This window comes from Paraburkholderia sp. D15, assembly GCF_029910215.1.
Classification (GTDB): Bacteria; Pseudomonadota; Gammaproteobacteria; order Burkholderiales; family Burkholderiaceae; genus Paraburkholderia.
Map to the genome: position 1 here is coordinate 273,158 of NZ_CP110396.1, position 12,682 is coordinate 285,839.

11 protein-coding genes are annotated in these 12,682 nt (G+C 65.1%); 6 read left to right on the plus strand and 5 right to left on the minus strand.

Annotation, left to right across the window (positions count from 1 at the left end; genetic code table 11):
- Positions 1 to 197: 197 nt before the first annotated feature.
- Positions 198 to 1,052 (plus strand): helix-turn-helix domain-containing protein, encoded by an 855-nt coding sequence (locus LFL96_RS20750; RefSeq protein ID WP_281002583.1) that lies wholly within the window; start codon positions 198 to 200, stop codon positions 1,050 to 1,052.
- Between the two features lie 145 nt (positions 1,053 to 1,197).
- Here LFL96_RS20750 and LFL96_RS20755 read toward each other — a convergent pair whose 3' ends face one another.
- Both LFL96_RS20755 and LFL96_RS20760 read right to left on the minus strand, forming a co-directional pair.
- Complete coding sequence (locus LFL96_RS20755; RefSeq protein ID WP_281002584.1) at positions 1,198 to 3,054, minus strand: ATP-binding protein; 1,857 nt, start codon at positions 3,052 to 3,054, stop codon at positions 1,198 to 1,200.
- On the minus strand, positions 3,024 to 3,524 hold the full coding sequence (locus LFL96_RS20760; RefSeq protein WP_281003821.1) for a molybdopterin-dependent oxidoreductase: 501 nt from the start codon (positions 3,522 to 3,524) through the stop codon (positions 3,024 to 3,026). Before LFL96_RS20760 ends, LFL96_RS20755 begins: the two co-directional genes overlap by 31 nt.
- A gap of 344 nt (positions 3,525 to 3,868) precedes the next feature.
- Between LFL96_RS20760 and LFL96_RS20765 the strand changes: the two genes are divergently transcribed.
- A complete protein-coding gene (locus LFL96_RS20765; protein ID WP_281002585.1) occupies positions 3,869 to 4,816 on the plus strand; it encodes a phosphoribosyltransferase in 948 nt (315 codons plus the stop codon).
- A 5-nt stretch (positions 4,817 to 4,821) separates the two neighbouring features.
- Here LFL96_RS20765 and LFL96_RS20770 read toward each other — a convergent pair whose 3' ends face one another.
- Positions 4,822 to 6,474, minus strand: a complete 1,653-nt coding sequence (locus LFL96_RS20770; protein ID WP_281002586.1) for an ATP-binding domain-containing protein — start codon at positions 6,472 to 6,474, stop codon at positions 4,822 to 4,824.
- 180 nt (positions 6,475 to 6,654) lie between these two features.
- On the opposite strand from LFL96_RS20770, the gene LFL96_RS20775 reads away from it, so the two are divergent.
- Together LFL96_RS20775 and LFL96_RS20780 are read left to right on the plus strand one after the other, a co-directional pair.
- Positions 6,655 to 7,281, plus strand: coding sequence for a glutathione S-transferase family protein (locus LFL96_RS20775; RefSeq protein ID WP_281002587.1), 627 nt, complete (start codon positions 6,655 to 6,657; stop codon positions 7,279 to 7,281).
- Between the two features lie 77 nt (positions 7,282 to 7,358).
- Positions 7,359 to 7,943 carry a Fur family transcriptional regulator gene (locus tag LFL96_RS20780; protein ID WP_281002588.1) on the plus strand — a complete coding sequence of 195 codons (585 nt, stop codon included), beginning with the start codon at positions 7,359 to 7,361 and terminating at the stop codon, positions 7,941 to 7,943.
- 48 nt (positions 7,944 to 7,991) lie between these two features.
- Here LFL96_RS20780 and LFL96_RS20785 read toward each other — a convergent pair whose 3' ends face one another.
- Entirely contained in the window at positions 7,992 to 8,504 is a 513-nt protein-coding gene (locus LFL96_RS20785; protein WP_281002589.1) for a response regulator, read from the minus strand.
- A gap of 374 nt (positions 8,505 to 8,878) precedes the next feature.
- Positions 8,879 to 9,601 carry a TetR/AcrR family transcriptional regulator gene (locus tag LFL96_RS20790; protein WP_281002590.1) on the minus strand — a complete coding sequence of 241 codons (723 nt, stop codon included), beginning with the start codon at positions 9,599 to 9,601 and terminating at the stop codon, positions 8,879 to 8,881.
- Between the two features lie 75 nt (positions 9,602 to 9,676).
- Between LFL96_RS20790 and LFL96_RS20795 the strand changes: the two genes are divergently transcribed.
- Positions 9,677 to 11,212, plus strand: coding sequence for an MDR family MFS transporter (locus LFL96_RS20795; RefSeq protein WP_281002591.1), 1,536 nt, complete (start codon positions 9,677 to 9,679; stop codon positions 11,210 to 11,212).
- A gap of 313 nt (positions 11,213 to 11,525) precedes the next feature.
- Entirely contained in the window at positions 11,526 to 12,539 is a 1,014-nt protein-coding gene (locus LFL96_RS20800) for a hypothetical protein (RefSeq protein WP_281002592.1), read from the plus strand.
- Positions 12,540 to 12,682: the final 143 nt, after the last annotated feature.

Below are 12,682 nucleotides of genomic sequence, written 5' to 3' on the forward strand. Positions count from 1 at the left end.
GGTCGCCAATCTCATCCGCTATGCCATTTGTACCGATGAGCTTGACGAGCGCCTGATAAAAACACAGACCGCGAACCTTTTTACGGTACATTTGCTGTCCCTCGGATGGACGGCCCCATGCACCTTGAATGTGCACGGCGGTTGCCCTGTCGGACAGCACTCCACAGCACCCTTCGAAACGGGGATTCTCACGCAGTATGGCCAACGAAACACACTCACCGGACTCCATCGCAGTCGCCGAGCGCGTGCGCGAGTTGATGAGCCGCCACGGAATCGGCAAGCGCCAGCAGACCACGGAGCTGTGCCGCATTCTGGACCTGAGTTTTTCCCAGGGACACCGCAAGCTGCGCGGCAACAGCCCCTGGACCCTGTCGCAGATTAAAAAAGTCGCCGAGGTGTACGGCGAGCCCGCCGCGCAGTTGTTCGGCGCGCAGTCGCTGGATCCGGGCATGGTCGGCGCGATCGCCCAGGAGGCGATCTTCAGCATCGGCGCGCTGGAGCTGGCCTGCACGGCGTGGGTGGGCGCCGCGCTCGAACCGGGCAGCCGGCCGGAATTCGTCGCGTATTCGCGGCTCGGCCAATGGCGCGTGGCGCGTCATGACGGCACGCTTTACCAGAGCGCATACGAAGTCCACAAGATCGAGATCTATCCGCGCCGCGCGGAAACCGACAAGCCGACCATCGCCGTGGTCGACGACGACCAGGCCAGCGCCGACAATCTGCGCGACTATCTGGAGCGCAGCGGCTTCGCGGCGGTCGCGATCTATGGCCTCGCCGCCTTCAACGAGCAACTGCAAAGCCAGGTGTTCGACGGCGTCGTGATCGACTGGCTGTTCGGCTCGCAGACCTCGGCGGCCGCGATCCGTGCGGTGCGTGCGTCGGAAAATCCCGACGCGCCGATCTTCGTGCTGACCGGCGAACTGCTGACCGGCAAGGCCAGCGAATCGGAGATCAGCCAGGTGATCCGCAATTACGACGTCGCGTGTTACGAGAAACCGGCGCGCATGGCGATTCTGGTCGCGGATCTGTCGAAGCGGTTGAATCGGCCTTAAGCGTCGGCCTTGAGCGTCGGCCTTGAGCGTCGGCCTCAAGCGGGCTGACGCGCCGTTGAAGTCCGCTTGACCCTCGCGGCTTCTTGCCGGGTCGAAGCCGCGCGCGGCGCCATCGCGACGCGCACACGCCCCCAGCGGCGCCGTCTCACACGGTATGCCGCGACGCCAGCGCACGCTGCAACGCACTGCGCAGCTCTTCGTAATGTACTGGCTTTAATAACGCCTCGAAAAACGGTTGCGGGACGTTTTCGCCATTCACCTCACTGCCCACCGCTTCCGCCGCCTCCGGCGCATACGCGCTGACCACGATCACCGGCACCCCCGCCGACGGGCCGCCCCGTCCCGCGAAGTCCGCCAGAAACGCGTAACCGTCCCGCTCCGGCATGTGCAGATCGAGCAGCACCACATCGCAGCGGCGCACGTCGAGCCACGCGAGCGCGTCGTCGGCGGTGCCGAGCGCATGGGCGTCGAAGCCCATGTGCGCGACCATCTCGCTCAGCGACTCGCGAATCAAACGGTTGTCGTCGACGATCAGCACGCGCGGCCGCGCGCCATCGGGCGCGCTGCGCGCCGCCACGTCGGGCGGCCCGGCTGCCCCGACCGGCGCGACCGGAATCGTCACCGTGAAGGTGGTGCCTTCGCCGACCGTGCTCGCCACGTCGACGGTGCCGCCGAACAGCTTCACCAGCCCCTGCACGATGGTCAGCCCCATGCCCGCGCCTTCGAAGCGGCGCGTACGCGAGCCGTCCAGTTGCGTGAACTCCTCGAAGATGCGCGGAATCTGCTCCTGCGGCACACCCGGCCCCGTATCGCTGACGACGAAAATCAGCACCGCCGGCCGCTGCTTCAGTTGCACGCACACCGATCCGGTCTCGGTGTAGCGGATCGCGTTGGTGACAAGGTTGTTGACGATCTGCCGGATGCGGTGCGGATCGGAATCGACGAGGCCGCTCATGCCGCTCGCCTCGCTGTCGAGTTGCAGCCCGCGCGCGGCGGCCGCCATCGCGTGTTCATCGACGATCGACGCCAGCAGCTCGCGCGGCTCGAAATGCTCGTGACGCAATTCGAGCTTGCCGGCGCCGAGACGCGCGTAGTCGGTCAGGTCCTTCATCTGCGCTTCGAGATGCCGCCCGGCGGTTTCGAGCCGCTGGATCACCTTGCGGTCCGCCTCCGAGTGATAGTTGAAACCGAGCAGTTCGATCGACGAGACAATGGCGTGCAGCGGCGTGCGCAGTTCATGGCTGATCATGCCGAGGAACGCGTCCTTGGCGAGGCTCGCCTCGCGCGCCGCGCGGCTCGCCTGATGCTCCGCTTCCAGCGCCGCGTGCTGCTGATGCATCAGACGCGTGCGGCGGCGGCCGTTGAGCACCAGCAGCAGCGTCGCCGCCGCCGACAACAGCAACAGCAGCAGACCGCCCGCGAACAGCATGCGGCGTTTGTCGATGAAATCGCGGTTCATCGCCTCGCGATCGGCGACGTCGGCAAAGCGGCGGCTCAAGGCGAGATCGTTGACTTCGTTCCAGTGCTCGCGCAATTCCGCGACGATCTGATTGGCCTCGCCGCGGTTTTTTTGCAGTTCGTCGACCTCGGGCCGGATGTCGGCCAGCACATGATCGAGCGACGCGATTTCGTCGAGTTGCCGTTGCAGCAACGTGAGTTGCGTGGTCAGCCGGCGCGTGGAGCCGGCGATCACGTGCAGCTTCGATTGCAGCAACTGATAGCGCAGCACGAGCCGCTGATAGTCGTCGTCGACGCCGGATTGGTACAGCAGCAACTGGTTCTCGAAGCGCGCATAGGCGATCTGCAATTGCGCGGCGTCCCAGTAAAAACCGTCATAGGTGCCGGTCAACTGCTCGGTGGCGCGCGGATTCAGCAGGTTCGCATACAACAGATAGCCGATCGCGCCGGCCGGCGCCGCGAGCGCGGTCAGCCAGATCAACACGTAGAGAACGCGCCGCCAAGGGCGAAGCGCTATTTGACGATGAGTGCCTTGATCTGCCATACGAATTTCGAATCGCCCGACGCGCCCGTCAGTTCGTCGGGGAACGCATCGCGCGGATAGATGAGAAACAGCGGCCCGAAGTCGCTGATCTTCAGGCGCTGGCCGTTCATGCTGTACGCCACGACCACGCCGTAGCGATCGCAGTCGGATACCGGCACGGTGTACGTGTAATCGTCGAGCGTATGGACCTCGACCTGGCTGCCGTAGGCGCCGGCCGTCTTCAGAATATCCGCCAGCAGCGGTCCTGTGAAGGTCGAGCGCGGCGTCCAGGTGGTGGCGGTCGTGATCGAATGCGCCGGCAGCGCGAGCAGTTGCGCCTCGTTGAAGCGATACACGTGATGCGCGGCGTCGGTAGTCTTGCCGATCTTGCCCGATACGTCGAGTGCCAGCGGCACGGTCGAGGCTTGCGCCTGCGTCGGTGTCTGCGCTTGCGTCTGCGCGTGTGCGCTCCATGCGGCGAGTGCGCACATCAGGCCGATGGCCCAGCGAGTACCTCGACTTGCATTACCGCGCACGCCGCTGCGCACGCCGCTGCACACGCCGCTGCGCACGCCCCCATCGCTTTCCGCACTGCCCTGCATCGTTATGGCCTTGGTCATTGCTTTATTTCTATTCCGTAATCTTTTTTCGCTGCCGCCGCCCTGCACCAGCGGCGACGCGCGTCACCCCGACGCGCGATCTTTGAACCGCATGCATAATATCGCCAAAATTTTCTTCGTCTCGAAAACGGGATCGGCCGTGGCGTAGGCGCGACAAGCCTTCGCCGCAGCGGCGGCACCCGCTCGAACACGCACCACGACGTCCTCTCGAATTCATGAACAAGCCGGTTTTGCCTCTCACGTACGAACAGCTCGATCAGTGGATCGAATCGCTGCAGCCCGCGTTGCTGGCCGAGCGCTTCGCGCTCGCGATCGGCATTCTGCGCGGCGGCGCACCGCTCGCGTTGATGGTGTCGCACGCGGTCGGCACGCCGGTCGCGTTCCTGCGATACGACCGCCAGTCGCGCACCGTCGCATGGGATTCGACGCTGCCGGTTCCACCCGCGGGCACCAGGGTGTTGTTATGCGAGGACATTGCCGGACGCGGCTATACGCTGACGGACTGCATCGCGTTCCTGCGGCATCACGGCCTCGACGTGAAGACGTTGACCGGCGCGGTGGACGACCTCAGCCGCACGCAACCCGATTACGCGATCGACGCGCGCGGCTACTTCGCGCTGTTTCCGTGGGAACGTCAGGCGTACACCGAGCGCTATCGCGACGACTGGGCGCGCGTGGAAGCCGGCGACGCGCCCGCGATGGCCGACGATCACGACTACGCGACGTACGCGATCGACCTCGACGGCATTCTGCTGCCCGACGTGCCGCTCGCGCGCTACGACGAGGACCTGGCCGGCGCGCTCGCCGAACGCGACGCGCTGCTGCCGTTCGAGGTGCTGCCCGCGATCGACCTGCAGCGCGTGCGCACCATCATCACCGGCCGGCCGGAGGCGGACCGCGCGCGGACCGAGGCATGGCTCGATCGGCACGGTTTCGGTCATCTGCAACTGGTGATGCGTACGCCCGGCACGCACGACGAAAGCCCGGCGGGCGCCGCGGCTCACAAGGCGAGCGCCGCATTGCGCGGCGGCGTCACGCATTTCGTCGAAAGCGATCCGGTGCAGGCGTTGTTGATCGCGCAGCAGGCGCCGTTGCTGCGCGTGATCTGGTGGGATGCGAATACGCGCACCGGGATGCTGGTCGGCGCGCGGGCGTGGGAGTGAGTCTTCTATAGCAACCGCAAATGCCGCGCGGCGCGCTGCGACGCGACCATGATCAGCTTCATCGTCGCGCGCGTTGCACCGACGAACAGCTTGCGCGCGATCCGCTCGTCGAACGTATCGAAGTCGACCTCGGTGAAAATCACGCACGGCGCCGCCTGCCCCTTGAAGCGATAGATCGACTCGAACAGCACGTCGCCCTCGCGGTACTCCGGGTTGCCGAACAGATCGTATTTGCCGGTGAAGCTGCGCAGCCGGTGCGGGCCGAGTTGATCGAGCGCGCTCATCGCCGAGCCCTCGCGGCCGCGGAACGACAACACCACGATGTCCTGCTTGCGAAAGCCGAGCGACAGCGCCTGCGTGATCGCGCGCTTGGTCGCTTCGATGCTGCCCTCGACGGCGTGCGCTTCGTCGTAGACCGACAGCGAAATGTCGGAGCCGTCGAACGGGCTGCCCGATGCGAGCGACGCGGCGACCGGCACCGAGCCGCCCACCACGTCGCGCACGTAGTCGAGAATGTCGCGCGGACTGCGATAGTTGGTGGTTTCCTTCAGCGTGGTCCAGCCGGGCAGCGCGACCGGTTCGCGCATGTAGAGATTCTGCAGCGGATCTTCGAGCCACCACCACGCCGCGCCTGGGCGCAGCAAACGTTCGAGCGCCGCGACCCACGGCTGCTGGAAGTCCTGACCTTCGTCGACGATCAGCACGTCGAATTGCCAACGCGCGTCGATCGGCGTGCCGGCGAATATCGCTTCGAGCCGATCGAACACGTCACCCGTCTGGAAGTCCGGCTCGCGGCCCGCGTCGCGCGCAATCCAGTCGCACAGTTGATGATAGTTGGCCACCTTCGCCTCGGGTGGCGCGACCCGCACGATGTGATCCGCCAGCGGGCGGTTGAAGCACACGTACAAAGGCCGCTGGCCACGCGCCACCGCGTCCTTCATCACCTGCACCGCGAGCTGGGTCTTGCCGGAGCCCGCCGTGCCGATCACACGCAGGCGGAACGGCGCGAAGTCGAGCCGCCGCGCCCACGTCGCGAGACCGCCGGCGAGCCGCGTGACGAGCGTGCCGGCCTGCCCGACCAGTGCACTCGCGTCGGGCGTGAGCGCGAGTTCGTCGGCGAGGAAGTGGTGGATTTTCGGCGCACAGGCAAGGCGCGTTTCGTCGGCCGGCAGCGCCTCGCGAATCACCGCCGCGAGCCTGTCGCGACGGGTTGCATCGACAATACGCGTGGGATTCACGCCGGCGATCGCCGCATCTTTCACCACATGATCCGGGCAGTACAGCAGTTCCTCGACGAAATAGGTGCCCGCGCCGAACGCCGCGGTGAGCCGCCGATGCAATCCCTCGACCGTGTGCGCGAGCGCGATCGCCACGTTGCGCTCCGTTTGCAGATGCACCTTGACGAGCCCTTTCGGCGTTTCGCGCAGAAAGCCGGTCTTCTGTTCGACGATCATCACGCGCCCGGCCGGACTGACGATCACGAAGTCGGCCTCGCCGAATACCGAGAAGTGCTGGTTCAGCCGCGTCCAGTGCACGCCGTGATAGACGGTGTAGTCGTCGGGCAGCGCCGTTTCGAGCAACGCGAGCGTTTCGCGTTCGCGGGCCGCCGCGCCGGTGGCGGCGAGGCTCTTCCAGTCGTCGGGGACAATGCGGGCCATGCGGTGTCTCGTCGGGTTCGGGTGCGCCCATTGTACGCAACGCCGATGACTCGCCGGTGGCGCGTCCCGAGCGTCTTGCGCGCTTTCAAGCCCGCAAAGGTATGCGCATCGTGTATCGTTACCGGCTGAACGCCGCGCGCCCGGCGCGGCTTGCCAACCGTCATGAAAAGGATTGACCGGATGATTACGATCTGGGGACGCACCAATTCCGTCAACGTGCAAAAAGTCTTGTGGTGTTGCGACGAACTGGTGCTGCCATATGAGCGCATCGACGCGGGCCTGCAATTCGGCCGCAACAACGAACCCGACTACCTCGCGATGAACCCGACCGGCAAGATTCCGACGCTGGTCGACGACGACTTCGTGCTGTGGGAATCGAATGCGATCCTGCGCTATCTGGTGCTGCAATACGGCGAAGCGAGCCTGCTCTATCCGGCCGAGCCGAAGTTGCGCGCAAGCATCGACCGCTGGCTGGACTGGTCGCTGTCCACGCTGCAACCCACGGAAAAGCCGGTGTTCTGGACGCTCGTGCGCACGCCGGCCGATCAGCGCGATGCCGCCAAACTCGCCGCCGACTTCACCGCCGTCACCGCGTTGTGGCGCATGCTGGACAACCATCTGCACGCGCGCTTCTTCCTCGAAGGCGAAAAGTTCACACTTGCCGACATCGTGATCGGCGCCTACGCGAAACGCTGGTTCGGACTCGACGGCGTGGAACGCCCGCCGCTGCCGAATCTGGAGCGCTGGTACTCGCGGCTGAGCACGCGCACCGGTTTCAAGAAGTATGTGGATTTTCCGCTGACCTGACGCATCGGGAAGGTATTGCTCGGCGCGCGGCGCCTCTTGCGGTCACGACGCCGCGTGATGACCTTTATAATCGCCTCATGAAGACCGCCAAGCCCGCGTCCGCCATCAAGGCCTCCAACTCCGCCACGCATGCCCATGACAATGCGCATGAGCATGATCACGACCATGCGCATGGCGCTTCGCACGAAGCCGCCCTCACGCTGGCGGAAGATTACTGCCGCGAGCGCGGCGAAAAACTCACGCCGATCCGCCGCAAGGTGCTGGAACTGCTGCTGAACTCCGGCCGCGCCACCAAGGCGTATTCGCTGCTCGACGAGATGCGCCAGATTCATCCCGGCTCCGCGCCGCCCACCGTGTATCGCGCGCTGGATTTTCTGCAGAGTGCCGGGCTCGTGCATCGGATCGAATCGATCAATGCGTTCACCGTGTGCCACGATCTCACGCATTGTCAGCACGGCATTCTGGTGGTCTGCCAGCAATGCGGCAACGTCACCGAACTGCATCAGCCGAAGTTGCGTCAGGCGCTCGTCGCGCAGATCGAAGACGCGGGTTATCGGCTCGCCAGCGACGACATCGAATTGAAGGGATTGTGTGCCGCATGCCAGGCGGCAACGGCTGCGGCAGAGGCAACGGCAAACGCCGCGCCCGCTACCGCACGCTAATCGCGCTAACCCATCACCGCTTAACCTTAACCACCGCGAGCCGCGAACTCAACCCGCCGCGCGGGCGTCGATCGCGTCGTGCAGCAAGGTCACGAGATCTTCGGGTAAGGCGGGTTTGGTCATGAAGTGCTGGAAACCTTCGCCGATACTGCGCAGACGATAGGCTTCGTCGGTGTGACCTGTGAGCGCCACCGCCACCGACGGCGCGTGATCGCCGCGAATCTCGTGTTCGCGCAACCGCTGGATCAGATAGAAACCGTCCATGGCCGGCAGATCGAGATCGCACACCACGGCATCGGGCAGCAAGCGCACCGCTGCCTCGACACCTTCTTCCGCATCCGCGACGGCGCAGACCTGCGCGCCTTCCGCTTCGAGTAACAGGGTCAACGACTCCCGGCTGTCCGGGTCGTCCTCGACGAGCACGATCGTGGCCTGATCGAGTCTCAATGCTCCGTTCATTGTCTGTTGTTGCTCTATAAAACCGGTTAGGCCTTCCGACGTGGCCAATGTATCGTTTTGCTGCGTGCCGCCGATTCTCGCGGCTGCGATGTCGCTGTTCATGGTTTCCGACTCGATTTCATGCGTCGAGTTGCATTGCGCCGACGATTACAGAATGCCGACTCAGGCTTCGCTCGCGCGCACGGTAACGCGCCAAAATTGCACGCCAATGAAAAACCGGCTTTCGACGCCCCGCTGCGACGACCGATGCCGACTTCCGACGCGTCGCCGCGATGCCCGCACATTCCCGCTTGCGCAAGCCGCTTTACGCGCGACGCCCGTTCCCTATTCGATTCTTTCGCGATGCCGACAGCGCGTGGTTCCGCGTGTGTCGTTCATGCCTGCCGGATAGGTAGCACGTAGCGTGCCGCGCCGAAGCACGACGTGACGTGACGTGACGTGACGTGACGTGACGTGACGACCATGCGCGCGCGAGCTCACGCGCCCCGCTTCGGCCCCAGCCCCTGCGTCAGCAGCGCGACCGCATGCCGCGCGATCTCCTCGCCGCCGATGCCGCTGCGCAGCGGATCGTTGCGCCACATCTTCGATGCCGCCAGCGGCAGCAGCGTCAACCCGAGTAGCGTGACAAACGCGAGCGCGGGCTCCAGTTGCGCGTTGAGCCGCCCTTCGGCCTGCCAGCGCGCAATGGCCCCGAGCGCCGTCTTCTGATGCAGGTTGCCGAAGCGCTCCTGCATGCGCTGCCGCAACACGCCGTTGTCGCTGATCACCTCGCGCACCCACAGCGACGGAAACCACGGATGCTCGGTCGCCGCCTGCACGATACGCCGCACGAGTTGCGTGATGGCGGCCACGGGATCGTCGGGGTTTTCGATGAACGGCACACCCAGCCCGCTGCGCAGCTGCGCGAAGCGTTCGTCGATCAGCACGTCGAGGAGTTGATCACGCGTCTTGAAGTAGTAATGCATCATCGCCGGCGTGAAACCGGCCTCGCGCGCGATCTCGCCAAGCGTGGTGTCGCCGATGCCCTGGCGCGAGAACAACTCCAGCGCGGCGTCGATCAGCCGGTTGCGCTGCTCGGGCCCGCGCGCGGCGCCGGACGGACGGCCCGGACGCCGGGCGGGCGCGGGCGCGGGCGCCGTCGCCTCGACCGCCTGCACTTCTGCTTTCAGGCCCTGCTTCACCGACGAATTCCTTGCCATGACATTCAATTTGACGTTCGCTACGATGTCGCATATATTAATCTCCGAATTAATTAATTTCAATGCGACCTCCCCATGGAACATCCGACCACGCTAGAACCGGCGGACCTGACGCAGCCTGACGCGCCGGTGAGCACGCCCGCGAACAACCATCCGCCGGTCCGCCTGCTGTTCGCGGCGCTGCTGCTGGTGATGCTGCTCGCCGCGCTCGATCAGACCATCGTCTCGACAGCGCTGCCGACCATCGTCGGCGAGCTGGGCGGGCTCAGCAATCTGTCGTGGGTGGTGACCGCCTACCTGCTCAGCTCGACCATCGTCGTGCCGCTGTACGGCAAATTCGGCGACCTGTTCGGCCGCAAGATCGTGCTGCAGACGGCAATCATCGTGTTTCTGGCCGGCTCGGCGTTGTGCGGCGTCGCGCAAAACCTGACCCAGCTGATCATCCTGCGCGCGCTGCAAGGTCTCGGCGGCGGCGGTCTGCTGGTCGTGACCATGGCGGCCATCGCCGATGTAATTCCGCCGGCCGAACGCGGCCGCTATCAGGGCATGTTCGGCGGCGTGTTCGGGCTCGCCACCGTGGTCGGTCCCCTGCTCGGCGGCTTTCTCGTCGAGCATCTGTCATGGCGCTGGATTTTCTACATCAACCTGCCGCTCGGCATCGTCTCGCTGGTCGTGATCGGCGCGGTGTTCAAGCCGCACGTGCGCCATGTGAAGCACGTCATCGACTACATGGGCGCCGCGTTTCTTGCCGGCGCACTCACCTGCATCATCCTGTTCACGAGCCAGGGCGGCACGATCCTGCCGTGGTCGTCGCCGCAACTGTGGTTCACGCTGGGCATCGGGCTGGTGTGCATCTGGGGGTTCATCCACGAAGAGCGCAGCGCGGTCGAACCGATCATGCCGCTCGAACTCTTCAAGCAGCGCACCTTCGTGCTGAGCAGTCTGATCGGCTTCATCATCGGCGTGTCGCTGTTCGGTTCGGTCACGTTCCTGCCGCTCTATCTGCAGGTCGTGAAAGGCTCGACGCCCACGCAGGCCGGCATGCAGATGCTGCCGATGATGGGCGGCCTGTTCGTGATGTCGATCGTCACGGGCCGTCTCATCAGCCGTATCGGCAAGTACCGGATATTCCCGATCATCGGCACGTCGTTCGTCGCGGTCGCGATGGTGTTGCTCGCGCGTCTGCAGATCGATACGCCCATTCATGTGATGTATGTGTACATGGGCATTCTCGGTTTCGGTCTCGGCATGGTGATGCAGGTGCTGATTCTCGCCGTGCAGAACACGGTCGAGTTCCGGCACATGGGCGTGGCCACGTCGGGCGCGACCCTGTTCCGCTCGATCGGTGGTTCGATCGGCGTGGCCGGTTTCGGCGCCGTGTTCTCGAACGGTCTCGCCGCGCGACTCGAAAAACTGATTCCGCCCAACACCGAGTTGCCGCATGCGCTCGGGCCCGGTGCAATTCATCAGTTACCTCAGACATTGCGCGACGATTATCTGCAGGCGTTCGCCGGCGCGTTGCATACGGTGTATCTGTCGGCCGCTTGCGTGGTGGTGCTGGCGTTCGTGCTGGCCTGGTTGCTGAAGGATCATCCGCTGCGCAAGCATTGAACACATCGGCACGCCTCGCGTGAAAAAAATGCACGGCCGATCGTCCTGAGCACATGCGCGTCGATCGGCACCCATCGCAGGGTATTTCGTCGTACCTACAAATGTTCGCTAGCGCACACACGATAGGTACGAACGTCGATTGACTCGCTAATTAAAACGCCACATATTGCGAGCAGCGGCACCGCAAGCGTCGGCTTGCGTCGCTAGACATCCCCAGCGCATGTGGATCGTGATTTCCGCGGACCTCGCTGCCGCTTCAATGCGATCCGGAACATGCCGTAACGGCATCGTTTTCCACAGATGGGTCCACCGCATGGCCACCCAGACCATCACCGGCCACAGCTTCCCCACACCGTGCAAGCGGTGCGGCGGCGCGCTGTACCGGCAAGTCGACTATTGCCCGTATTGCGGCGCCGTGCATCCGCTCGAAGGCGGCCCCCACAAGCGGGCGGTGATTCCCGGCAGCCGTGCGAGCGCGACGAATAAAGCGGCGCTAGCAGGCAGCCATCCGGCGGCGATGGATACGGCGGAGCCGGCCGCGAGCGCCGCCGAAGCCGGCGACGCGTTATCCAGTGAAGCCGCGCTGCACGCGGCGCCCATCGGCGGGTCGCCTGCGCCGGCCCCCGAAACCGGCGAGTTGCCCGCGGCGAAACGCGGCACGGCGATGCCGAACCGGAAGATGACGCTGATCATCGTCGCCGCGCTTGTCGTATTCGGCCTGGTCGCGGGCGGCTATGCGCTGTTCGGCGACAATCGCGATTCGCAAAACGGCAACGGCGATCAAGGCAGCGACGCGACGCAGGACGCGCGCACCACGACCGGCACGATCGCGCTCTACACGCCGGCTCATCCGGCGAGTCAGAGCGCGGCCATCACACCGGGCACGCAGGCCAGCACGAAACCCGCCCAGCTCTACCCCACGACGCCCATTCAGCCACCGGCCGCCGCCGTGCCGGTCAAACCCGCGACGCCGCAATTCCGCGACGCCGCGCAAGCGTTGCAGGCCGCGCGGCTCGCGTTCCGTGCGAACGATCTGTCCGCGGCGCAAGCCGATCTCGGCGCCGCGCAAACGCTGCAACCCAATAACGCCGACGCGCAAAACCTCGCCACCGAACTACGGCCGCTGAGCGCGCGCCGCGACGCCGCGTTGCAGGCCGCGCAAACCTGCGTCGCGCAGCAGGCATGGCCATGCGCGCGTCAGCATGCGAACGAAGCGCTCACCATCGATACCGGCAACGAGACCGCGAGGAACATCCTCGCACGCGTGATTCGCGAGACTGGCTGGGCGCCGCTCAATTCGCACGCAGCCGCGGCGACGACGCAGTGATTAATCGTACGGATGCCGAACGATAGGCGTGCCTGACCAGGCGTGCGTCCGATCGCGCGTGCGTGAAACGGCATTCGAAGAACGTTCGAACCGTATTTGAGCGGCAACAGACGGAGTGCGCCCGCGCAGCACGGCGATCATGA